Raw genomic sequence first — 24,344 nt, forward strand, 5'->3', positions numbered from 1 at the left:
AAATTTTCAATTATGCCTCATCAACATTTTCAGGAGTGCATAGACGCATGTAACGCATGCGCGGTGATCTGTAACCATTGCGCGGTTTCCAGTCTCCAGGAACAGGATGTAAAAGACCTCGCCAGGTGTATCCAGCTTGATCTGGAATGTGCCACGATCTGCAACGCCGCCGTGCAGATCATGAGCATGGACGGTGAACTTAGTGCCCAGGTGTGCCAGCTATGCGCCGACGCATGCACCAGGTGTGCCGAGGAATGTGAAAAACATGCCCACATGGAGCATTGCAGAGAATGTGCGGAAGCGTGCAGGAAGTGTGCGGAAACTTGCGTTCAAATGGCGGAGCATGCATGATTTATCAAAGCCAAGGTTTTCCTTGGCTTTGATAATCTTCTATTTACTAATTATAAAATTTCTAATAATATAAAACTCTTACAAAATTATATAACAATAAATCGGGAATTACACCTTATTTTTGCCGCAGATGAAGAGGATCCTCACACTGATTCTTGCCCTGCTCTACATGGGAACGTCAACTGGCGCTACATTTCACATGCATTATTGCATGGGAAAGTTGGTGGACGTGAAGTTCTGGGAGCACGAAGCACAGAAATGCAGTAAATGTGGCTCCGAAGAAAATAGCGTGTGCGCCAAAAAATGCTGTAAAGACATCCATAAAACCGTAAAGTTCGAGAAAGATCAGAAAGTGTCGGAAAGCGTTTTTCAGTTCATGCAGTTGGCGGCTATTGCTACGCCTATTTCTTACATCGATATTCCCAAGGTGTTCCCTACTTCCGTAGCAGTGGAATATCCTACCGGGCACGCCCCCCCGCGAAGTAGCAAAGTTCCCGCCCGTATCTTTTATTGCACATTCCGCATTTGATCCTACCCCAGATCCGGCGCTCTACGTTTTAATCCCGTTGTAGCATTCAGACGACCGGTAATTCCCGCTACATATTTTTCTACATTTTTTGAGTAAATAATTTAGTTATGCAATTGAGCAAACGCTTTGCAATTGTGGTAGCTGGTATAATTGTGTTTTCGTTGGTGATAGTTACCGCATGCAGAAAGCATAAAATGGACGGCATGGATATGCCCGTAAAAGATATCAATTATCCGGCCGCCTATGTGGTAAATGGAGAATCCAACACGATTTCGGTAATAAACCTCAATTCCAACACCCTGACCGACACGATCGAACTGATGACCGCCGGGGGAAATGATATGCCGATGTGGCCACACCATATCTATCACTTTGCCGCGGGCGGCGCCCATCGGCTCGCCGTCGGTGTTCCGGGTTCCGACCTCAGTGCCGGACATGGAGGAAACATGGGCGGAATGAAGGGTCGTGTCTTGATCATTGACGCCATAAAGGGCTCCATCTCGAAAGACCTGGAAGTTCCCGCTATGAATCACAACGCCGCTTTTTCACCGGACGGACGGGAAATCTGGACTTCCCAAATGGAAATGGAAGGTAAAGTACTGGTATTCGACGCTCAAAATTATACCCTGAAAAACACGATCCGGGTTGGTATGGAACCAGCGGAGGTCACTTTTTCAGCGGATGGTACAAAGGCTTATGTCGCAAATGGCGGCGACAATACTGTTTCCATCATTGACCCTGCCTCAAAAGCCGTGCTGACGACAATCCCTGTCGGTGAGAACCCGGTTGGGGCCTGGGTCGGGCAAGACGGCAAAATGTATCTCGACAACGAGGACGGTCAAAGCATTAGTGTCATAGACGTAGCCTCCAATAAAATTGTGCAGACCATCCCGCTCGGATTTATGCCGGGAAGCGCCGCTCATCTTGCTTCCCGGAAGGAATTATGGGTAACGGATCCGGATAACGGCCAGGTTCACTTCTGGGTACCGGACGCTACCGGCCACCTGTGGGTACACGGCGGAAAGTTCAATGCTGGCGCCGGCGCGCACGCGGTAGCCATTACTAGCGATGGCGCAACCGCATACGTGACGAACCAATCAGCGGCCAGCGTTTCTGTTATCAAAGTATCGGATCATACTAAAATAAAAGACATCCCGGTAGGCAAAAAGCCGAACGGCATCGTAATAAAACAATAAACCAATATAAAAATGAACAAACTATTATCTCTTCTCATTGTTATGGTTGCCTTTGTAGGCACATCGAGCGCATTTGCCCAATCCGCCAAGAAAGAAACGTTCAAGGTCTATGGCAACTGCAATATGTGTAAAAAAAGAATCGAAAAAGCAGCCACCGTTGACGGCGTTTCGAAAGCTGAATGGAATGTAGAAACCAAAATGATGACCGTATCGCTGGATCCCGCAAAAACCAGCGGCGACGCGGTGCAGCAGAAGATCGCTGCCGCTGGCCATGATACGGAAAAAGCACAGGCGGCGGACTCCGTGTATGCCAAACTCCCGGGATGCTGCCAGTATGATCGTAAAGGTGCCGCCAAGTCCGCCCAGGGCCATCAGCACCATAAATAATCATAGGCAACAAGATCAAACAGATGGGACGCGGCAGGCAATCTGCTGCGTCCTTCAAAAGAAAAAGAGATATGGTACATAGTATTATTGAATGGTCATTAAAAAATCGGTTTATTGTACTGGTGATGGCAACTGCCTTGTTCGCCTGGGGCATCTTTGCTGTGAAGAAGAACCCCATCGACGCCATCCCTGACCTATCAGAGAACCAGGTGATCGTATTCACCGAATGGATGGGCCGCGGCCCCCAACTGATCGAGGATCAGATCACTTACCCGCTGGTAACGAATCTGCAGGGGCTCCCCAAGATCAAATATGTACGTGGTTCCTCCATGTTCGGCATGAGCTTCATTTACGTCATTTTTAACGACGATGTTGACATATACTGGGCGCGCGAACGCGTACTGGAACGGCTCAGTACGGTTTCCCGGACGCTGCCTACCGGCGTTACGCCGCAACTCGGCCCCGACGGCACCGGTGTAGGGCACATACTTTGGTATACCCTGGACGCCCCCAATATGGACTTGGGCGAACAACGCGCAGTACAGGATTGGTATGTGAAATTTGCCTTACAAAACGTGGAGGGCGTCAGCGAAATCGCTTCCTTCGGCGGTTTCCAGAAGCAATATCAAATTACGCTGGATCCCAACAAGCTCCTTTACTACAGGCTTACCGTTCCGGAAGTCATCAACGCCATCCGGACGAACAACAACGAATCCGGTGGCAGGAAATTCGAGCTTAGCGACATCGGCTATATCATAAAAACCTCCGGCTACCTAAAATCCGTCGAGGAGATCGAAAATATTCCCGTCAAGAACCAAAACAGCATTCCCATCCGTGTCGCCGACGTCGCTGCCGTGCAAATGACCGGCGAAACCCGCTTGGGGATTTTCGATCAGGATGGCGAAGGTGAACGCGTTGGCGGGATCGTTGTAATGAGATACGGAGAAAATGCGGATGCAGTAATTGATAAGGTAAAAGCGAAAATGGAAGAAGTAGCCAAAGGGCTACCCAAGGGCGTAAAGTTTGACATCATTTACGACAGGGGCGAATTGATAAAAGAATCCGTGGATTCCATCAAAAATACGCTCATTGAAGAAATGATCGTCGTTTCCATTGTGGTGATCATTTTCCTTTTCCACTGGCGCAGCGCGCTCAGCATTATCATCCAAATCCCGATTACCCTGGCCGCAAGCTTCATTCTGCTCGACACCTTTGACATCTCGTCGAACATCATGTCCCTCACAGGTATCGCCCTGGCCATCGGGGTTATTGTTGATAATGGGATCATCATGAGTGAAAACGCATACAAACATCTTGCTGAAAGATATGCCCTCTGGCAAAAACAGCAAAAAAGCTAATTACAATGAACTGGTTGAAGAAATTATTTAAAAAATCCCCGGATTGGATATCGGAAGAAGAACGATTGAAGATTATTGAGCAGTCCAGCAAACAAGTATCCCGCGGGGTATTTTTTGCCACGATCATCATCATTACCTCGTTCCTCCCGGTTTTCATGCTGACCGGCCAGGAAGGTAAGCTGTTCCATCCGTTGGCATACACCAAAACTTTCATCATGATCATGGACGCCCTGCTAGTAATCACGCTGGCCCCCGTCCTGATTTCCTTTTTCATGAAGGGCAAGTTCCGCCCGGACAATGCAAATCCTGTAAACCGGGTACTAGAGAAGATTTATGAGCCCATCATCCGCGGCGTATTGAAGTGGCGTAAAACCACTATCGCCATCAACGTAGTGGCGCTCGTCATCACCATTCCCTTGCTGAAAAGCCTCGGCAGCGAGTTCATGCCGCCGCTGGACGAGCAAAGCATCCTGTTTATGCCGGTTACGCTGCCGGATGTATCTAACAACGAGGCAAAACGGATTTTACAGGTGCAGGATAAGATCATCAAATCCGTTCCGGAAGTAGATAAAGTCCTCGGGAAAGCCGGCCGTGCGAGCACGGCCACCGACAACTCGCCGATCAGCATGATCGAAACGATTATTATGCTGAAACCTAAGACAGAATGGAGGGAAGGCATTACCAAGAAGGATATTATCAACGAGCTGGACGCGAAACTCCAGATTCCCGGTGTGGTAAACGGCTGGACGCAGCCTATCATCAACCGCATCAATATGCTGGCCACCGGTATCAGAACGGACGTGGGCGTAAAAGTTTACGGCCAAAACCTGGATACCATCGCATCCGTATCTGAACGGGTAAGAAAAGCCCTCGAAGGCACATCCGGCATTGCCGACCTGTACGTTGAGCCCGTAACCGGCGGAAAGTACCTCGATATCGACGTTCGCCGCGGGGATCTTTCCCGCTATGGCCTGACGGTTGACGATGTGAACCAAACGGTAGAATCCGCACTCGGCGGCGCGCCTATCGGTAATACCATCGAGGGCCGCCAGCGCTTCTCGATCAGCGTCCGCCTGGCACAGGAATACCGGAATAGCGTTGAGCATATCAAGCGCATCCCGATTATGTCTTCTTCTTTCGGCGAAGTACCCCTGTCATCCGTGGCCGACGTGAAATTCACCGACGGTCCGCCGATGATTACTTCGGAAAATGCCATGTTGCGCGGAGCCGTTATGTTTAACGTGCGCGACAGGGATTTAGGCAGCACAGTGAACGAAGCCATCAAAAAGATCAACAGCACGGGCGGCATCCTGCCGCAAGGCTACTACCTGGAATGGAGCGGACAGTACGAAAACCTGATCCGCGGGCAACAAACACTGCTGTGGATCGCTCCGGTGGTACTGATCATCATATTTTTCTCCCTGTATTTTGCCTTCCACTCCATCCGCGAGGCGTTCCTGAGCCTTATCACCGTACCCTTCGCCTTGATCGGTGGCGCGTACATGATCTATTTCTGGGGTGTGAACCTTTCGGTTGCCGTAGCGGTGGGTTTTATCGCGCTGTTCGGTATCGCCGTGGAAACCGGGATCGTGATGGTGATCTACCTCAACGATGCGATGCAGCAGCTCGTCAAGGAAAAAGGTAATTCTTCCGCGACAATTACCCGGGAAGACCTGCGCCTGGCCGTGATCCATGGTGCTGCAAAACGCCTCCGTCCGAAGTTGATGACGGTCTGCGTATCCCTGTTCGGCCTCGTGCCTGTTCTTTGGGCATCCGGGGTGGGAACAGATGTGATGAAACCTATTGTGCTGCCGATGATTGGCGGGGTGCTGACCTCTTCCACGCATATCCTGCTGGTAACGCCGCTGATCTTCTTGTTAACGAAAGAATACGAATTACGTAAGTACGGAAAATTGGAGATTCATGAAGTACATCATTAAATATATCTTCCTGGTTGGGCTTTTCGCGCCAATGGGGCTCGCCGCGCAACAAGTACCGGTTTTGCCCCTGGATAGCGTTTTGCTCCGCGTAGACAGGAATAACGTTCTGCTTCAGTCTTACGGGCTGAAGGCGGAAAGCTACAAATACAGCGCCGAAGCGGCAACTGCCTGGATGGCCCCTATGGTCGGCGTGGGCACATTCATGACCCCGTATCCAGGCCAAATGATTATGGACGACAGGGATAAGGGAAGCCTTATGCTGCAGCTGGAGCAGGATATCCCTAACCCGGCGAAGCTCAACGCGAAGAAGAAATACATCGCTTCTCAGGCAAACGTTGAGAATGCGACCCGGGGCGTTACCCTTAATGAGCTGAAATCGCAGGCCAAGCGCCTTTACTTCAGCTGGATCGTTGCGAAACAGCGCATCCATATCCTGCAAGAAAACGGGAAGATCATGGAAACGATGAAAAAAATCGAACAGGTCAGATATCCCTACAACCAGTCCCAGCTCAGCGGCGTGTACAAAGCAAACGCGAAAATTGAGGAAAATGTCAATATGATAAGAATGCAGGAGGGAAACATCGCTAAGGCGCGCTCCTGGCTGAACAGCCTGATGAATTCCCCCGGTAATGAGCAGTTCGAGATCGACACCGCTTATACCCCCCGTTTCGAGATCGCACCTTCCTACGATACCGCGTCCCTGGCAAGCGCGAGGAAAGACATCCTGAAAATGGATGAAAGTATCCGGACAATGCAACTGAACATCGAAAGCATGAAGAAGGAAAAGAAACCGGATTTCAGGGTGCGCTTCGACCACATGTACCCGCTGGACGGAATGATGCCGAATGCTTACAGTGCTATGGTAATGGCAAGCATCCCGATCGCTCCATGGTCTTCGAAAATGTATAAATCCGGGGTCAAGGGAATGAAATATGAAGTTCAGGCGATGGAAAAAGAAAGAGCCGCCATGCTGCAGGAAACACAGGGCATGCTGTACGGTATGCACTATGAGATACTTTCCATGCAAAAGCGGATCGAAGCAATGGAAGACAAGATCGTTCCCGCGCTCCGCCAAACCCTGGAAGCCAACTTCCTGAATTACCAGGAGAACAAACTGGCGCTATCCAACGTGATCGACTCCTGGGAGGCGCTCACTATGATGCAGGCCAACGTGCTCGACGAAAAGTTAAAACTTTATGAAATGATCGTGGATTATGAGAAACAATTATATCGTTAAAATATTAGTAGGCTTGTCCTTCGCCATATTGGGATTGGCTGCTTGCAAGAGCAAAGGTGTGAAAACCGATCATGCCGAGCATAAAGCGGGTCAAACTTACACCTGCCCAATGCATCCGCAGATCGTTCAGGATAAACCGGGTAAATGCCCTATATGCGGTATGGATCTCGTACCGAAAGACGCCCACAGCGAACCGGCCCTGGACAGCAGTATCAACGCGTTGACCAAACCGGTAAACGCCCAGGTCGTTGCCACCATTCCGGCGATAAGCGCGGAATCCGGGAGACGAATTTATGCATCGGACGTGTACGGTATCATCACCTACGATACCCGTAACCAAACGAGCATTTCCAGCCGGGTCGGCGGTCGTATCGAACGCCTTTATATCAGGTATAACTTCCAGCCTATCCGTAAAGGGCAATTGATTATGGAAGTTTACTCTCCAGACCTCGCGGCCGCCCAGCGTGAGCTGCTGCTCGTAGCCAGAAACGGCGGGGAAATGCTATCTGCAGCCAAGCAGCGGCTGCAATTGCTGGGTATGCAGAGCGCTCAGATCGAACAAGTGCTGAAAACCAGTAATATACTTTACCGGGTGCCTGTATATAGCAACAGCGATGGATACATTCTGGAGAAATCGGCTACGGCAACCGCGCCATCGGCGGCAGCGGCAATGCCGGCGCCTTCCGGGGGGGCTTCCGGCGACGGGATGAGCGGGATGAGCGGTGCAGCGCCGGCTGCGGCAGCTCCAGCGCCAGCAGCACCGACCGCCACGCCCGTTATGCTCCGCGAAGGTCAATATGTGAGCGCCGGCCAGTCTCTTTTCACTATTTATCAGAACAGGGCACTGGTAGCGGAATTTGCATTCCCTCCGCAACTGGCGGCACGCATCCGCCAAGGGCAAAAGTTGCTTTTCTATCCCACGAGCGATGAAAATCATATGCTATCCGGTAGCGTCGGCCTTATCGAACCGGTTTTCCGGAATGGGATGAACTTTACCATTGCCAGGGTTTACCTGAACGATCGGCAGTTCCATGTAGGCCAGCTTCTCAGCGCGAACGTACCGGTTATATACTCCGGTGGCTGGTGGCTTCCCAAGCGCGCGGTACTGAAGCTGGGCAACAAGTCCGTGGTGTTCAAAAAGGAGAAGGATTCCTACCTTCCAATGACTGTGACGACAGGGATTGAAACGAACGACATGATACAGATAGACACAGATATCAGCACATGGAAAGTAGCGTCAAATGCCTACTATTTAATTGATAGCGAAAGTTTTATCAAAACAAATAACTAATTGCAACAATTGAAGATATGGAAAGGAAAAGTTTTTTAAAAGCAGTTGCGTTAGCTTCAATTGCGCCGGCAGTGTTTCTGGCAGCGTGTTCAGGTGCCGGGAAAAAAGAGGCTTCCGGGGAAAACAAACAAACATATACCTGCCCGATGCACCCGCAAATCGTGCAGGACAAACCCGGTACATGCCCCATCTGCGGGATGGATCTCGTTCCGTTCGACAAATCCAATAAGGACGCCTCGCTTACGCTGGGTGAAAGCCAGATAAAACTGGCGAATATTACCACGATGGCAGTAGGAACGGGCGCATTGGCGAATTTCCGGCAGCTAAACGGCAGGCTCGCAACCGATCCCGAAAAGACCACTATTATCTCCAGTAGGGTTCCAGGCCGGATTGAAGTATTGTATATAAAAGAAACGGGCGTAAGAGTAAATAAAGGACAACCGCTTTATAAAATATACTCGGAACAACTCGCCACGCTCCAGCAGGAGTACCTTTTGGCCGTGGCGCAGGCGAAGCAATTCCCGGAAGACGCCCAATTTCAGCAAATCGAAAAGGCAGCCCGCCAGAAGCTGGCCCTGTACGATCAAAGCAACGCACAGATCAACCAACTGGTACAATCAGAGAAAGTCAGTGCGTTCGTGACATATCCAGCGCCTTACGGCGGTATCGTAACGGAGCTGACCGCAACGGAAGGGCAATATGTGTCGGAAGGAGGATCGGTAATGCGACTGGAGGCGTTCGATCAGCTTTGGGTCGAAGCCGACGTCTATCCTGAGGAAGCATCCTTTGTCCGCGTAGGGCAATCCGTCAAGGTTGTTGTTGCCGGTTGGGAGAACGAACCGCAAAATATGACGATCCAGTTCATCAACCCCTCCCTGCAAAGCGGCAGCCAGTTGCTACAGGTGCGCGGAAGCATTCCCAATCCCGGGAACAGGTGGCAGCCCGGCATGCAGGCGAACATTCAGTTACCGCTTAAAAGCAAGGGAGATGTGCTCAGCCTCCCGATTGATGCGGTGATCCGCGACGGCAAAGGTGCGCACGTCTGGATCGAAAAAGAGAAGGGAAAATTCGTCCCGCGGATGGTAAAAACCGGTATGGAGGATTTCAACCTGGTGGAAATTTCCGAAGGCCTGAAAGCGGGCGATGTTGTGGTGATAACCGGCGCGTACCTGCTCTACTCGGAATATATCCTGAAAAAAGGAGCCGATCCTATGGCCGGCATGGCTGGAATGTAAGCAAACAATCTAAAAAATAAACTGAAAATCACATGAAACACTTTTTGAAAACCGCCGCCGCTCCCGTGTTGGCCATCGTTTTACTGGCCGCATGCGGAAATGCTGAAGAGAAGAAAGCGCAAACTGCCGCAGACTCCACCGCTTCAGCCGCAACACACGATCATGCGGCGATGCAAAGCGAAACTGCCGCCGCAAGCGTACAACTGAAAGACGACAAACTGAACGCTGTCTATCAGCATTATGTTCATCTGACACAGGCATTGATCAAAGGTGACGCAAAAGAAGCCCGTCTTGCCGGCAATGCTATCGAAACCGGCGCTGCGGCTGTTGCCGGAGGAGAAGCTATCAAGGCTTCCGCCGCGAAAATTACCGCGACTTCAGATATCGAGGAACAAAGGGCGGCCTATTCAACACTCAGCAACGAATTCATTTCCCTCGTGAAAAAAGCCGGGGTAAATAATGGTGAGCTATATGTAGACTTTTGCCCGATGGCGCTGAATGATAAGGGAGGATACTGGATCAGCAACAATAAGGCCATACAGAACCCTTATTTTGGTGATAAAATGATGACGTGCGGCGAGGTGAAAGAAACAATTCAATAAAACCGGAGCATTCAAATAGTCTATAAAATTTTCGCATGTCCAAGATCAATTCATTTTTCAGCATTTGCCTGATGGCTTTGCTGCTTTGCGCCGGTTCAAACCTGAAAGCCCAATCCGGAGAAGTATGTTATAATCCAAACCTGGTGAAAGACACCAGCAAGCGGAGTATCAAATCGGCGGCCGCAGGGCTGATCGGTTCCGATTCCATTCATATCACATACCATTCCCCCGGTGTGCGCGGACGGATCATCTGGGGCGGGCTCGTGCCGTTCGGCGAGGTTTGGGTTACCGGTGCGCACGATGCGACCACCATCGAGTTCAAAAAAGCGTTGATTATCGATAAAAAACTCGTTCCGGCAGGGAAATACGCGCTTTTCACCATCCCCGGAAAAGTTGAATGGACGGTTATCATAAATTCCCGCTGGCAACAGCACCTGGCATCGGAATATGATGAACAGGAAGATATCGTGAGGATTGCCGTGAAACCGAAGCGCCATAACTTAACGGAAAGGCTTCAGTATTATATCGAGCCTGGCGCCGGAAATTCCGGTAAAATCGCCATAGCCTGGGAAAAAATCCGTATCGAATTCCCCGTAACCTTCAAAAAATAGAGCATGCAAGACGAGCACAGCCACCACGGGCATCATGAGCACCATGACCACCAGCATAGCAGCCACCGCCCGGATCCAGCGCCGAACGGCAAAAGTTCCGCGCATGCAGGGCACGGTCAAGCAGGGCACGACCACGCAGGGATGACCGCTGATAAGACCGCCCATCATAAACAGCACGACAGTACTTCCGGGCACGACGAGCATGCCGGGCACCACACGGAGGGCTTCCTCCAACGGTTCTGGGTTTGCCTCGTGGTCACGGTACCGGTACTGCTGCTGTCGCATATGATCCAGGAATGGCTTGGCTTTACCTTTACTTTCGCCGGTGACAAGTATGTGCTGCTGGCACTGAGCAGCTTTATCTTCTTCTACGGCGGATGGCCCTTCCTAGTCGGAATGATAAGGGAATTGAAGTGGAAGAATCCTGGCATGATGACGCTGGTGGCAGTTGCCATAACTACAGCGTACCTATATAGCGTGGCGGTAGTGTTCGGCCTTCAGGGGATGGATTTCTTCTGGGAACTGGCCACCCTGATCGATATCATGCTGTTAGGGCATTGGCTGGAAATGAAATCCCAAATGGCAGCTTCCCGCGCGCTGGAATCTTTGGTTGCGTTGCTTCCGGCCGTGGTGCACGTAGAACGGAACGGCCAGGTTACCGACATCTCGCTTCAGGATCTCCAAAACAAGGACGTTATACTCATTAAACCGGGCGAGAAGGTCCCGGCAGACGGTATTATCCTGGAAGGAAGCTCCGACGTCAACGAAAGCATGCTGACCGGCGAAAGCGTTCCCGTCAAGAAAGGGAAAGACGCTAAAGTAATCGGGGGCGCGGTAAATGGAGACGGCGCCCTGAAGGTTCAGGTCACCGGCGCGGGAAAGGATAGTTACCTCAACAAGGTGATAAACATGGTGCAGTCCGCCCAAGGCGCCAAATCCAATACCCAAAACCTCGCCAACAAGGTGGCCAAGTGGTTGACGATCATTTCCATCAGCGTCGGGGTGTTAACCTTCATCGTCTGGCTGACGGCAGGCCATGAGCTTTCCTTCGCCCTCGAAAGAATGGTAACGGTAATGGTGACATCCTGCCCGCACGCGCTGGGGGTGGCAATACCACTTGTCGTAGCAATATCTACGACGCTATCTGCCGTACACGGGCTGCTCATCCGCAACCGCACCGCTTTTGAAAACGCCCGAAAGCTGACCACTATTATTTTCGACAAAACGGGTACTCTTACAAAAGGTTCCCATGAAGTACAGCAGATTATCCCATTGAGCCCGCAATACTCGGAAGACGAGATATTGCAGTACGCCGCCGCGATCCAGCAGAATTCCGAACACCACATCGCCCACGGCGTAATGAAGAAGCTGAAGGAGAAGAACCTCGCGCTTTGGAACTCCACCGACTTCCGGTATATGCAGGGAATCGGGGTAACCGGTAACGTCAATGGCAAATCCGTCGTAGCGGCAGGTCCCAATTACTTCAAACAGCAAAATATAGTCTTGCCCGCAATTCCCGAAGATGTGGATCAATCCACTGATACGGTGAATTTCGTCCTTATCGGCGATGCGCCCGCCGGAATTATCACCTTTGCCGATGCAATCCGCGAGACTGCCGCGGAAGCCATTGCCGACCTGCGAGCAATGGGAATAAAATCCTTTTTGCTGACGGGAGATAATGAGAAAGTGGCCGCTGCTGTTGCCCGGAAGCTCAATATGGATGGATATCTGGCAAACGTGTTGCCGCATGAGAAACAGCAGAAGGTCAAAGAATTTCAGGATAAAGGTGAAGTTGTAGCGATGACGGGCGACGGGGTGAACGATGCCCCGGCTCTGGCGATGGCCGATGTCGGCATTGCAGTGGGATCTGGAACGGATGTTGCGGCGGAAACCGCAGACATTATCCTGGTGAACAGCGACCCTAAAGACGTAGTTCAAATGATTTCGTTCGGTAAGGCAACCTACCGGAAGATGATTCAAAACCTCGCCTGGGCAGTCGGGTACAACGTCATTGCCATTCCACTTGCCGCGGGCGTCCTCTATCCCAATTTTATGCTGAGCCCGGCCATGGGCGCCGTGCTAATGAGCCTAAGCACGATCATCGTGGCAATCAATGCAAAATTATTAAAGGTAAAATAACTTAAACCAACCATTTATACTGTTTCCTTAAACTACAAAATCAACGAAAATGAAAAAAAACATCATTGCCGCCCTGGCGTTATCAACGGTCATCTTCGCGGCCTGCAACAACAGCGGCACAAAGTCAGACGATGGGCACAACCACGACTCCGCAGCTACTGCAGGTGAGGCTATGAAACATGAAGCGCCGTCAGATGAAAGCGTTGTAGAAATTAAGCCCCAGTTCGCCGATGTAGACGGAAAAGTGGCCGCTTCGCTGAAACCAATTTTTGACCATTACATTCATGTTAAAAACGGGCTTGCTGCGGACAATGCGTCAGAAGCAGCTGCTGGCGCAAAAGCCATGGATGAGGCGCTTGCCCAAGTCGACAAATCGGCTATGACGCCTGATCAGCAGAAGCTTTACACAGAAAATGAAGATGATTTGAAAGAGCACGCCGATCACATTAGCAAGAACGGTGGTAATATCGAGCACCAGCGCGAACATTTCGTGCAAATGAGCGAAGACGTTTACGCGCTGGCCAAGGGCTTCGGCGGCGGACAGGCACTTTACCATGACTTCTGCCCCATGTACGATAACAACAAGGGCGCGATGTGGCTCAGCGAATCAAAAGAGATTAAAAACCCGTACTTCGGAGACAAGATGCTTACCTGCGGTACAATCAAGGAAGTAATAAAGTAATTCAGTTCATCACGATACGATTCTCAATCTCCCACGAATCGGTAAAATGCATGTTCGTGGGAGATTTGGCTTCGCAACCGGAGTACACATGAAATATTTGCGATACTTACTGCTGATCCTTTTGTTTGGGTTTATCGTAATCCAGTTTTTCCAGCCTGTGCGGAATCAATCAGGTGACGTAATCTCTCCGGAAGATGTAACGATGTTATACTCCATGCCAAACGAGGTCCGTACTATTCTGAAAAACTCCTGCTACGATTGCCATAGCAATACCACCCGTTATCCCTGGTATGTTAAAATTCAGCCAGTTGGGTGGTTCATGGCCGGACATATCAAACATGGAAAAGAAGAATTGAATTTCAACGAGTTTGGCGCATACTCAGCTAAAAGGCGGCGCAATAAGCTGAAAAGAATGAAAGAGCAGGTGGAGGAAGACAAAATGCCGCTAAAATCATATACGCTAATGCATGCTGATGCAAAATTGAGCGAACATCAAAAGAGCACACTAATTAAATGGATTGACAGCGTTGCTGTAAAATGACATCTTTGATTCCAGGGGGTAAATTCATATGCGCCCATGGAAAAGATCTTCAGGGGACACTTTTTAACAAGGTTCCAACCAATGGGATTCGGCTGGCGATAGTTGCCGCTATTTTCGCAACCTGCGTAAAACTCCAGCATTTTCAGCCGGTACGTTCCCTGCATGCTCAACTTCCTGTATGGAGTGGAGCTAGACGGGCGCCGGTATTGCTCAGGATTTCCCTGCGTATCCGGCAGCTGCATCTTGTCAAACCCATGCGCATTTACATCGGTTTGCCATTTGTTGCCCCGCGTGCGGAATGAAACGCTGAACATCAGCCTTTTGAGCGGATTGATCGGGAGCACCACTTTGGAACTGCATTCTTCCCGGTAAACATCGAGATAATTCTTTGCAGCCCTCACTTCGAGTTGCTGAAAAAACTTCAGTACCACATCTACCTACACTCCATCGAGTAGGTAGTGCCGTCGAAATTTCGGATGACGATTTTTAAGGGATTGATATCATAGTCGGGGAAAAAGTGATTCTGGAACCGCGTCTGATAGAAATCCGCGCTCAGGGAGCCGGCAGATACACCAACCTTAAAGCGCCAGGTTTGGCTGACGCCCCGTTTCATGGCTTCTTCCAGCCGAAGTGCTTCCGCAAACACGATGTTCCGGGAGTGGGTGAGGATCGCGGGGTTTTCGCTGAACATGTTTACCTGTCGCCAACTGGTTCCGGCTCAAGCGCGGAAGGTATTACGGTCGTTAATGGCGTAGTGGGCTCAATTATTCCTACAAACATTGTAAAACTTTACATTCAAAATGGCTGACCAGAAACTGCATCGCGGCTACGTTATTAGTTATTTTCGTAATTTTACCCGATGAAATGGTTCTGGCTCCTTTTCGCCGCATACGTCCTCACCTTATCCGCAGTGCCCTGCTGCGGCGATGACGCATGCTGTGAGAACGAGATGGAGCTGGCTACTGGCCAGGCATGCACAGACCATAACGATCACGAAAAGCACGAAAAACCCGAGCTCCCGTGTTCCCCCTTCTTTTCCTGTAATACTTGCCACGGCGTGGTCGTTACTGCGAATAAGGTAATCCTGACCGCCTGGACTATCCCCACGACGCATATTTTCAGTACACCGGATAGTTCCGTTCTTTCCATCTACCAGCCTGCCGTCTGGCACCCACCCAAGGCCTGATTCCCCATATCAACCATTGGCATCGCCTCCGAAAGAGGCGAATTGAACTGTTTTATCATACTATAAACCATTATGAAAAGAATCGTATTTACGGGCTTGCTGGCCTGTATCAGCTATATATGCAATGCACAAAACGTGCTGATCGCGCGCATCCTGGAAGCAGATAGCAAGGAGCCGCTGAGCGGAGCAACAGTTGCCCTGCCCGGAACGTCGCTCGGCGCGAAAACCGGGGAAGATGGCATCGCCATCCTCCGGAACATCCCTGACGGTCGGCAGGCAGTCGCCTTCAGCTTTGTGGGTTTTGAAACGATTATCGACACGCTGGTATTCCCGCGCGGTACTGACACCCTGACAATTCTGCTGGAGGAAGAATCCGAAGAAATCGAGGAAGTGGTGATTACCTCCACCCGCAGCACCCGCACCATCCAGAACATCCCGACCCGCGTGGAGTTCATCGCGGGCGAGGAGCTGGAGGAAAAGGGCAATATGAAGCCCGGCGATATCCGCATGATGCTCAACGAAAGCACCGGTATCCAGACGCAGCAGGTTTCCGCCACGTCCGCCAATTCCAGCATCCGCATTCAGGGGTTGGACGGTCGATATACCCAAATCCTCAAAGACGGTTTCCCCCTGTATGCCGGTTTCTCCGGCGGGCTGGGCCTCTTGCAGACGCCGCCGCTCGACCTCAAACAGGTAGAGGTCATCAAGGGCTCGGCCTCCACGCTCTACGGCGGTGGCGCCATCGCCGGCCTGGTCAACCTAATCTCGCGGACGCCCACGGAAGAAAGGGATCTCCGGTTCCTGGTGAACGGCACCTCCGCCGGTGGGCTTGACGTAAGCGGTTTCTACGGCCAGAAGTTTGAGAAAGTCGGCCTTACCGTGTTTGCCTCCCGCAACAGTAACCGGCCGTATGATCCGTCCAACACGGGTTTCACCGCGATCCCCAAGTTTGAACGGTATAACATCAACCCGAAACTGTTCCTGTACTTCAACCCGCGCACGCGCCTGAACTTTGGGGTGAACGCCACGCTGGAAGATCGTACCGGCGGGGATATCCAGTATATCAAGGGCCGGGGCGACGCTACACACTCCTATTTTGAGAAGAACAAAACCCAGCGGTACAGCACCCAACTGGCTTTTGACCACGATTTCAGCGAAAACAGCAGCCTGACGGTGAAAAATTCTGTCAACAACTTTAAACGAAAGCTCAGCATTCCGGGTTATGTATTCGACGGTACGCAGTGGTCTTCCTACACGGAAGCCGCCTACAGTTTGCGTAGAGAACGGTCAGAATGGGTCGGAGGCGTAAACTTGTACACCGATAATTTCAAGGAAGCGAAGACCGACACCATCCCGCTGCGGAATTACGACCAGAACACCATCGGCGCCTTCGTGCAAAACACCTGGAAGGCCAGCGAGGCCGTCCACGTCGAAACCGGGCTCCGCGGCGATTACGTGATCGATTATGGCTTCGTGCTGCTGCCCCGCGCGTCCGTGCTGTTCAAATTTTCGCCGAAATTCTCGTCCCGGATCGGCGGCGGGCTGGGCTACAAAACGCCCACCATTTTTACCGAAGAAACGGAGCGGCTCCAGTATCATTCCGTTTTGCCCATCAACGCGGACGATAACAAACTGGAACGGTCCTACGGTGCCAATTTCGACCTGAATTACCGCACCGACTTCGCAGACGGCAAAGTAAGCCTCAGCGTGAACCAACTGTTCTTTTACACCCGTATCAACGACCCGCTGTTGCTGACCAATGCCCCCGGCAATCTTTACCGGCTGGTCAATGCGGAAGGCCATATCGATACAAAGGGATGGGAAACAAATGTAAAGGTGAGCTATGGCGATCTCAAACTGTTCATCGGTTACACTTTTACCGATGCGCAGATCAATGAAAATGGCATCAAACGGGAAAACTACCTGACTTCCCGCCACCGGCTCAACAACGTGCTGATGTATGAGATCGAAGAAAAATGGAAATTCGGGCTGGAAGGCTACTACTACAGCAAACAGCAGCTCAGCGATGGCAGCACCGGTAAACCGTATTGGATTTGCGGATTCATGGCGGAGAAGATCTGGGAAAAATTCTCCCTGTTCGTAAACTTCGAGAACTTCCTTGATACCCGGCAGACCCGTTTTGATACGATTTACAAAGGAACCGTTACGAATCCCGTATTCCGCGATATCTACGCACCGCTGGATGGCTTCGTCGTAAACGGCGGCCTGAAACTGCGCTTATAAACTTTGATGATTTAACGCTGGCGGCGTTCGTAAATCAACGGGCGCCGCCTATACAAAGCCCTCATATGGAAAAAATCAAGATCGACCTGGATTTGGTTTTGCCGGAAGTACCGGATGAAAGGGATGCCTGCGTACAGCGCGTCATCGCGGCCATGCAGCAACATAAGGGTATTGAAAAGGCGCACGTCGTTCCGGCGGATGAGCAGAACAGCGCCAGGCTTTGTTTCCATTTCGATCCGGATGAAATTTCGCTGGAGCAGATCCAACATTTTGCCCAGGAGGCCGGCGCATCCATTTCCCGAAAATACGGTCATCTGGTGATCGAAGTCGAGGCAATCCGGGAAATGATCGAAGGTTCCGCGGTGGAAAGTCAACTGAAGAATGTGAACGGCATCGTGGATGCTTCCGTCTCCGCCACCGGCAACATCCGCATCGAATTTGACCAAACAGCGACGGACAAGGCTACCATTTTGAAGGAAATCGAACGGCAAGGGGTGAAAATAAAAGCTACCACTACCACCGCAGACGACCATGAAACGGGTGCAATTACCGAGGACGATGAGGATGGAGAAGAGCACGATCACTCCCATGCACAGCCGGGATCATCTCCATGGCGGGAATACCTGCCCGCCATCATTAGCTTCGTGATGCTCATGGTTGGCCTGGCGGCAGACAACTTCATCCAGCCGTCCTTTTTCACCGGCTGGGTAAGGTTGGCCTGGTATGGTATCGCTTATCTTCCGGTCGGCTGGCCAGTGGCCATGCATGGCATCCGGCTGCTGTTCAAGGGCGATGTGTTCACCGAATTCGTTTTGATGACGATCGCCACGCTGGGGGCCTTCTACATCGGGGAATACCCGGAAGGCGTAGCCGTTATGCTTTTTTATACCGTCGGCGAACTCTTCCAGAGCGCGGCCGTCAGCCGGGCGAAGCGCAGCATCAAGGCGCTTCTGGATATCCGGCCTGATACCGCCACGGTGCTCATCAACGGAAAGTCAAAGGTGGTGCGCCCCACGGCGGTTAAAGTCGGCGAAACCATCCAGGTTAAAGTTGGCGAAAAAGTGCCGCTGGACGGCGTCATCCTCAACGATGGCAGCAGTTTCAATACTGCGGCGTTGACGGGCGAAAGCAAACCTTCGACCTTCCGTAAAGGTGAAACCGTACTGGCCGGTATGATCAACCAGGAAAAAGTTGTAGAGTTGCAGGTGACGAAACTGTTCAATGATAGTTCCCTTGCGCGCATTCTGACAATGGTACAGGAAGCGACCACTCGGAAAGCGAAAACGGAGCAGTTCATCCGCAAATTCGCGCGGGTTTACACGCCTATCGTCGTATTCCTCGCCATCGGTATTACGCTGTTGCCTTATTTATTCGTCGATAACTATGTGTTTAACGACTGGCTGTACCGGGCGCTCATCTTCCTGGTGATTTCATGCCCCTGTGCGCTGGTGATCTCCATACCGCTCGGTTACTTCGGCGGAATCGGCGCCGCATCCCGCAAGGGGATTTTGTTCAAAGGCTCCAACTACCTCGATCTGATTACCAAAGTGAACCGCGTGGTGATGGATAAGACCGGTACGCTGACCAAAGGCGTTTTTAAGGTGCAGGAGGTCCGCAGCTTCGACATTACGGAGGAAACCTGGTTACCGCTGGCCGCCGCGCTGGAAAGCAAATCAACCCATCCCATTGCTGCCGCAGTCGTGGAGCACGTTGGGAAATCTGCCGACGGCCTGGCTGTAAATACGCTGGAGGAAATCAGCGGGCACGGCCTGAAGGGTACGATTGGAGGGAAGGTAGTTGCCGCCGGCAATGGCAAACTGATGCAGAAACTCGGTATTCCCGTTCCGCAGGAAGCTACGGCCATTTCCGATACGGTGGTACTCGTGGGCGTGGACGGCAAATTTGCCGGCTACCTTACGATCGCCGACGAGCTGAAGGAAGACGCCCAGGAGGCTGTCCGCGCCCTGCATGCCATGAACGTGCAGACTACGATGCTCAGCGGTGACAAACAGGCCGTCGTTGACAAAGTAGCCTCGGTGCTGAAAATCGACCGCGCTTTCGGCGATCTGTTGCCGGAAAATAAGGTGGAAAAAGTTGAGCAGATCAAGAAAGAACCCGGTGCCGTTGTTGCTTTCGTCGGCGATGGTATCAACGACGCCCCGGTGCTCGCGCTCAGCGATGTGGGCATCGCCATGGGTGGGCTGGGTAGCGACGCCGCGATCGAAACGGCAGACGTAGTGATCCAGACCGATCAACCATCCCGCATTCCTGTTGCCATGAAGATCGGCCGCGCGACGAACCGGGTGGTTTGGCAAAACATCGCCCTGGCGTTTGGGGTTAAGGCCATCGTGTTGATTCTCGGAGCCGGGGGATTGGCTACCATGTGGGAGGCGGTTTTTGCGGATGTAGGCGTGGCGCTGCTGGCGATTCTGAATGCCGTCCGGATTCAACGGATGAAATTTTAACGTACTTTGGCCGGGTATCGTTTTGGGACGAATCCGGCCAATCTTTTAACTCACAAGCAGGTTATTCGCCACTTTAAAACTCACCATGATCGATTTTTCGTTCTTCAGCAATATGGTGAGGCTTTTATCGAATTCTTCCACCATTTTCACTTTGATCAGATCGCCCAGCGCAAGCCCGATTTTATCGAGGTAAGTCAAGAAAGCCGGGCTATGGTCGATGACGCCAACGAATTTGCCTTTCCCCCCGGCGGATAAGGTGGCCAGCGGAAAAGATGGCGGTTCCGAAAATACACCGTTCGCGTCCGGAATCGGATCTCCGTGCGGATCTGCAACGGGAAAACCCAGGAATTCATCCAGCCGCGCTATCAATTGCTCGCTTTGCACATGTTCCAGCTGTTCAGCCACCTCATGCACTTCATCCCACTTAAAACCCAGCTTGTTTACCAGGAAACACTCCCAAAGCCGGTGTTTCCGGATGATGGCGATGGCCGCGAGCTTTCCTTTTTCGGTGAGCCTGACGCCTTTCATCTTCAAGTAGGTAATCAGCTTCTTTTTTACGATTTTCTTCACCATATCCGTAACGGAAGCGGGCTGCACACCCAGCGCCTTCGCCAGGTCGGACGTGCTCACAAGGCCATCGCCGTTTCCCTGCAGCGTATAAATCGCTTTCAGATAGTTTTCTTCAGTTATTGAATGCACGGTTCCCAGATTATGGCTGCAATTTAATGAAAGGCGTACTAAATATATTATTTAGACTTGTCTAAATATAATGAATCGGTTTGTCTAAATTAATAATTTTGTACGTCTATTAATATATTTATGCAAACCAAAATCAAAGTTTACGCGGTAATCCTCGCTTTTATAGGATGGGGAACTGCCTGTGAAAAAGCGCTGCCCCGCCCGCCGGCCGACGACGACGTGCTGGACGGCCCCATCGAGGGGCTCACCCACGAACAAAACAAGATCTTTTTGCGTGGCGATGTAGCCTTCAACGACGAAATCTTCACCGCCTCCACCGGCCTGGGCCCCTTATTTGTGGCCAATTCCTGCGGCAGCTGCCATGCGGGCGACGGAAAAGGGCATCCTTTCACCACGTTGACCCGTTTTGGCCAATCCGATACGATAGCGGGCAACCTTTTCCTGAAACTCGGTGGCCCGCAGCTGCAAAACAGGGCCATCCCCGGATTTCAGCCTGAGCAAATCCCCGCCGGAGCCACGTTCTCGAAATTCACGCCGCCGGCCAACACGGGCCTGGGGCTGCTGGATGCCGTTCCGGACGCGGTGCTGCTTTCCCTTAGCGACGAAAAAGACGCCGACGGCGATGGTATTTCCGGTCGGCCCAACTGGATACATATCCCGGACTATACCGCCTTGCGGCCAGGATATGCCGAAAGGAACAACAAATACATCGGGCGGTTTGGCAAAAAAGCCGCAGTATATGACCTCATGCAGCAAACAGCCAACGCCTATAACCAGGATATGGGCATCAGTTCCACCTACGAGCATTATGATACCTATACCGGGCAGGAGATCGACCCGGAAGTGTCCAACCAGACGGTGCTGGATGTCGTGTTTTACCTGAAAACGCTCAAGGCGCCGGTCCAGCGGAACCAACAGGATGCCATTGTGCAGAAAGGAAAGCAGGTATTTACAGCAATAGATTGCGCCAGATGCCACACGCCAACGCTTTCGACCGGCGCATCAGACATTACCTCCCTGGCCAACATTACCTTTTCTCCCTATACCGACCTGCTGCTGCACGACATGGGGCCGGAACTCAACGATGGGTACACCGAAGGAACCGCCACCACCGCGGAATGGCGTACCCCTGCGCTTTGGGGACTCGGCTTGTCCAAAAAATCGCAGGGCGGGCAGTATTTCCTATTGCACGACGGACGGGCACACTCCATCGAAGCCGCGATCCTGCTGCATGGCGGCGAAGCGCAAATCAGCCGGAACAAGTACAAACTGCTCCCGGCGGGCGAAAAGGAAGCCCTGATCAAATTCCTGGAATCACTGTAAACTTTCACTCCTGATTTTCATGAACCGAAGAGACTTTATCACCAACTCCTGTACGGCCTGCCTGGCGATAACGGGCATTCCGGCGCTTCTTTCCAGCTGCAGCGCTACCCACTACATCAACGGCATGCTGGGGAAAGACGGGATTACCATCGACAAATCCGCCTTCCTGACCGGGAAAAGCGGCAGCCCGGCTTACCGGTCGTTCGTCATTGTCCGGAATGAGGCGTTGCAATATCCCATTTGCGTATACCGCTTTAGCGACGACCGGTTTTCCGCCCTCTGGATGCGCTGCACCCACCAGGGCGCGGAGCTGCAGGCTTCCGGCGCTTCGTTGCAGTGCCCGGCGCACGGCAGCGAATTCAGCAATACCGGCAAAGTGACCAGCGGGCCGGCCGATAACGACTTGCGCACTTTTCCCGTTTCCATCAACAACAACCAGCTATTCATTGATCTCAGAGCCATATGAAAAAAACACTACTCCTCATATTGTTATCAACCGCTGCATCGCTGGATGCCCTTGCGCAAATCGATCCCGTTTTACTCCGCAGGGTGTCAAAAGATTCGACCCGGACGCAGCTGAACATGGACGCGGTGTATAACCGGCCTTTCCTGCAGTTGGGCAAACTGCCGGTGTCGCTCGGCGGTTATGTGGAAGCCAACTACCAGTACCTGCAGGAAAACGGCGTCAGCGAAGGGCATCAGTTCCAGATGCGGCGCCTCACGCTGTTTGTTGCCTCTACCATTTACAAGCGGATAAAATTCCTGTCCGAAATCGAATTTGAAGACGGGACGAAGGAAATCAATATCGAGTTTGCTTCCGTCGACATCGAAATCGCGCCCCTGCTGAACCTGCGCGGTGGCGTGGTCATGAACCCGATTGGCGCATTCAATCAAAACCACGACGGCCCGAAATGGGAGTTCATCGACCGCCCGGTCTCCGCCACGCAAATGCTCCCCGCCACCTGGAGCAACGTAGGTTTCGGCGTATTCGGCAAAAAATATACGGATAACTGGGTGTATGCTTACGAAGCCTATCTCACCAACGGCTTCGACGATAAGATCATCGACAATTCCGAAAACAAAACGTTCCTGCCGGCCAGCAAAGAAAACCGGGACCGGTTCGAGGAAAGCTTCAACGGCATTCCGTTGGTTACCGGCAAAGTGGCCGTGAAAAACAAACAGATCGGGGAACTTGGACTGTCGTACATGGGCGGCGTCTACAACAAGTTCGAGGACGACGGCCTTACTTTGGACAAAAAACGGCGGGTAACCGCCTGCGCGGTGGATTTCAACACGATCCTGCCGCGGGTTGGCACGCAGATTACCGGAGAATGGGCCTGGGTGAAGGTCGATGTGCCCGATACTTACACCGAGCAATACGGGAGCCGCCAGCAGGGAGGGTTCGTGGATATCGTCCAGCCCGTTTTGAAGAAACCGATGTTTGGGTTTGAGAAAGCGGTACTGAATGTTGCCTTGCGCGGCGAGTATGTAGACTGGAACCGGGATCATTTCAAATCGACGGGCGGGCGCATCGCGGACGAGGTGTTTTCCCTTGTTCCGGCGGTAAGCTGGCGGCCGGTTGCGCAAACCGTCATCCGGCTGAACTACCGCTACAACTGGCAGAAAGACCTACTGGGCAATCCGCCTTCGCGCCTGGCGGGCTTCCAGTTCGGGTTCTCGACGTATTTTTAGTGGGGCAAATAAGAAAACAAAACATGCCAATCCCCGATCAAAGGCCAAACAGCAAACACAGGGGCATAAATTCCCCCCAGCACCACCTCGGTACGCCAACTGGTTGTCCGCAACTCTTTCTAATTCTACGTTATTGATAGACTTCCGTCTTCGCGGAAGGAAAAGAATTTATCAGGCGCGATAATTAAGTGATCTACAAGCTCGATCTCCACTATTTTACACGCTTTGTTTAACTGATCCGTCAATCGGATATCCGCACGGGAAGGGCGGATATTACCCGATGGATGATTATGTGCGACGATGATTTTTGTTGCCATCGCTTTTATCGCCAGAAGTAGTATCATCCGAATGTCAACAACAACGCTCGTCCGGCCACCTTTCCCGATGGAAGATAGGCCAATAATACCGGCAGAATGGTCGAGAAGTAATACCTTAAACTCCTCCAACAGGAATATTTCTGCCGTATTCCATGAACGGATGAAGCAACCGAACGCATAATCTATTGAATTACATGTTTCCCTTTGGCCAGGCGCCACCTTGGGTAAGTATTTCAGGATAATTTCAGGAACCTGGAAGCTCCTTCGGGTATTTACTACCATAGTACAAAATTTAAACAGCCGGGCAAATTCGCCCGGC

22 protein-coding genes are annotated in these 24,344 nt (G+C 51.8%); 19 read left to right on the forward strand and 3 right to left on the reverse strand.

Annotated features, from left to right (window positions below; translation table 11 throughout):
- Positions 1-12: 12 nt before the first annotated feature.
- From CCY01nite_RS24265 to CCY01nite_RS24330, 14 genes are all read left to right on the forward strand, one after another.
- Positions 13-351 carry a four-helix bundle copper-binding protein gene (locus CCY01nite_RS24265; RefSeq protein WP_146867158.1) on the forward strand — a complete coding sequence of 113 codons (339 nt, stop codon included), beginning with the start codon at positions 13-15 and terminating at the stop codon, positions 349-351.
- Between the two features lie 130 nt (positions 352-481).
- The gene (locus CCY01nite_RS24270) at positions 482-880 is read left to right on the forward strand and encodes an HYC_CC_PP family protein (RefSeq protein ID WP_146867159.1); all 399 of its coding nucleotides are present in this window, start codon (positions 482-484) and stop codon (positions 878-880) included.
- A 107-nt stretch (positions 881-987) separates the two neighbouring features.
- Positions 988-2,076: a YncE family protein gene (locus tag CCY01nite_RS24275; RefSeq protein ID WP_146867160.1), complete on the forward strand. Its 1,089-nt coding sequence runs from the start codon at positions 988-990 to the stop codon at positions 2,074-2,076.
- Positions 2,077-2,088: 12 nt separating this feature from the next.
- A complete protein-coding gene (locus CCY01nite_RS24280) occupies positions 2,089-2,463 on the forward strand; it encodes a heavy-metal-associated domain-containing protein (protein ID WP_146867161.1) in 375 nt (124 codons plus the stop codon).
- A gap of 23 nt (positions 2,464-2,486) precedes the next feature.
- Positions 2,487-3,821 (forward strand): efflux RND transporter permease subunit, encoded by a 1,335-nt coding sequence (locus tag CCY01nite_RS27005; protein WP_262713328.1) that lies wholly within the window; start codon positions 2,487-2,489, stop codon positions 3,819-3,821.
- A 5-nt stretch (positions 3,822-3,826) separates the two neighbouring features.
- Entirely contained in the window at positions 3,827-5,761 is a 1,935-nt protein-coding gene (locus CCY01nite_RS27010; protein WP_146867162.1) for an efflux RND transporter permease subunit, read from the forward strand.
- Positions 5,745-6,998 (forward strand): TolC family protein, encoded by a 1,254-nt coding sequence (locus tag CCY01nite_RS24295; protein ID WP_146867163.1) that lies wholly within the window; start codon positions 5,745-5,747, stop codon positions 6,996-6,998. The genes CCY01nite_RS27010 and CCY01nite_RS24295 overlap by 17 nt, the downstream gene beginning before the upstream one ends.
- Positions 6,976-8,289, forward strand: a complete 1,314-nt coding sequence (locus CCY01nite_RS24300) for a heavy metal-binding domain-containing protein (RefSeq protein WP_146867164.1) — start codon at positions 6,976-6,978, stop codon at positions 8,287-8,289. The genes CCY01nite_RS24295 and CCY01nite_RS24300 overlap by 23 nt, the downstream gene beginning before the upstream one ends.
- Before the next feature lie 146 nt (positions 8,290-8,435).
- On the forward strand, positions 8,436-9,524 hold the full coding sequence (locus CCY01nite_RS24305; protein ID WP_222614500.1) for an efflux RND transporter periplasmic adaptor subunit: 1,089 nt from the start codon (positions 8,436-8,438) through the stop codon (positions 9,522-9,524).
- A gap of 44 nt (positions 9,525-9,568) precedes the next feature.
- On the forward strand, positions 9,569-10,126 hold the full coding sequence (locus tag CCY01nite_RS24310) for a DUF3347 domain-containing protein (RefSeq protein WP_186831244.1): 558 nt from the start codon (positions 9,569-9,571) through the stop codon (positions 10,124-10,126).
- 35 nt (positions 10,127-10,161) lie between these two features.
- A complete protein-coding gene (locus tag CCY01nite_RS24315) occupies positions 10,162-10,737 on the forward strand; it encodes a DUF2911 domain-containing protein (RefSeq protein WP_222614494.1) in 576 nt (191 codons plus the stop codon).
- A gap of 3 nt (positions 10,738-10,740) precedes the next feature.
- Positions 10,741-12,876 carry a heavy metal translocating P-type ATPase gene (locus tag CCY01nite_RS24320; RefSeq protein WP_146867167.1) on the forward strand — a complete coding sequence of 712 codons (2,136 nt, stop codon included), beginning with the start codon at positions 10,741-10,743 and terminating at the stop codon, positions 12,874-12,876.
- 49 nt (positions 12,877-12,925) lie between these two features.
- On the forward strand, positions 12,926-13,558 hold the full coding sequence (locus tag CCY01nite_RS24325) for a DUF3347 domain-containing protein (protein ID WP_146867168.1): 633 nt from the start codon (positions 12,926-12,928) through the stop codon (positions 13,556-13,558).
- Positions 13,559-13,646: 88 nt separating this feature from the next.
- The gene (locus CCY01nite_RS24330) at positions 13,647-14,099 is read left to right on the forward strand and encodes a heme-binding domain-containing protein (protein ID WP_146867169.1); all 453 of its coding nucleotides are present in this window, start codon (positions 13,647-13,649) and stop codon (positions 14,097-14,099) included.
- Between the two features lie 433 nt (positions 14,100-14,532).
- On the opposite strand, the gene CCY01nite_RS24335 is transcribed toward CCY01nite_RS24330, so the two are convergent.
- Complete coding sequence (locus tag CCY01nite_RS24335; protein ID WP_146867170.1) at positions 14,533-14,790, reverse strand: hypothetical protein; 258 nt, start codon at positions 14,788-14,790, stop codon at positions 14,533-14,535.
- Positions 14,791-15,357: 567 nt separating this feature from the next.
- On the opposite strand from CCY01nite_RS24335, the gene CCY01nite_RS24340 reads away from it, so the two are divergent.
- Entirely contained in the window at positions 15,358-17,529 is a 2,172-nt protein-coding gene (locus tag CCY01nite_RS24340; RefSeq protein WP_146867171.1) for a TonB-dependent receptor, read from the forward strand.
- Between the two features lie 65 nt (positions 17,530-17,594).
- Positions 17,595-19,994, forward strand: coding sequence for a heavy metal translocating P-type ATPase (locus CCY01nite_RS24345; protein ID WP_246130037.1), 2,400 nt, complete (start codon positions 17,595-17,597; stop codon positions 19,992-19,994).
- Positions 19,995-20,039: 45 nt separating this feature from the next.
- Here CCY01nite_RS24345 and CCY01nite_RS24350 read toward each other — a convergent pair whose 3' ends face one another.
- A complete protein-coding gene (locus tag CCY01nite_RS24350) occupies positions 20,040-20,693 on the reverse strand; it encodes a metal-dependent transcriptional regulator (protein ID WP_146867172.1) in 654 nt (217 codons plus the stop codon).
- A gap of 120 nt (positions 20,694-20,813) precedes the next feature.
- Between CCY01nite_RS24350 and CCY01nite_RS24355 the strand changes: the two genes are divergently transcribed.
- The 3 genes from CCY01nite_RS24355 to CCY01nite_RS24365 are packed head-to-tail and all read left to right on the forward strand — an operon-like array spanning position 20,814 to position 23,708.
- Positions 20,814-22,016 carry a di-heme oxidoredictase family protein gene (locus tag CCY01nite_RS24355; protein ID WP_146867173.1) on the forward strand — a complete coding sequence of 401 codons (1,203 nt, stop codon included), beginning with the start codon at positions 20,814-20,816 and terminating at the stop codon, positions 22,014-22,016.
- A 19-nt stretch (positions 22,017-22,035) separates the two neighbouring features.
- Complete coding sequence (locus CCY01nite_RS24360) at positions 22,036-22,482, forward strand: Rieske (2Fe-2S) protein (protein WP_146867174.1); 447 nt, start codon at positions 22,036-22,038, stop codon at positions 22,480-22,482.
- Positions 22,479-23,708, forward strand: a complete 1,230-nt coding sequence (locus CCY01nite_RS24365) for a hypothetical protein (protein WP_146867175.1) — start codon at positions 22,479-22,481, stop codon at positions 23,706-23,708. Before CCY01nite_RS24360 ends, CCY01nite_RS24365 begins: the two co-directional genes overlap by 4 nt.
- A gap of 125 nt (positions 23,709-23,833) precedes the next feature.
- Here CCY01nite_RS24365 and CCY01nite_RS24370 read toward each other — a convergent pair whose 3' ends face one another.
- Complete coding sequence (locus CCY01nite_RS24370; RefSeq protein WP_146867176.1) at positions 23,834-24,307, reverse strand: JAB domain-containing protein; 474 nt, start codon at positions 24,305-24,307, stop codon at positions 23,834-23,836.
- Positions 24,308-24,344: the final 37 nt, after the last annotated feature.

Source organism: Chitinophaga cymbidii, assembly GCF_007992715.1.
In the GTDB taxonomy this organism is placed as follows: domain Bacteria; phylum Bacteroidota; class Bacteroidia; order Chitinophagales; family Chitinophagaceae; genus Chitinophaga; species Chitinophaga cymbidii.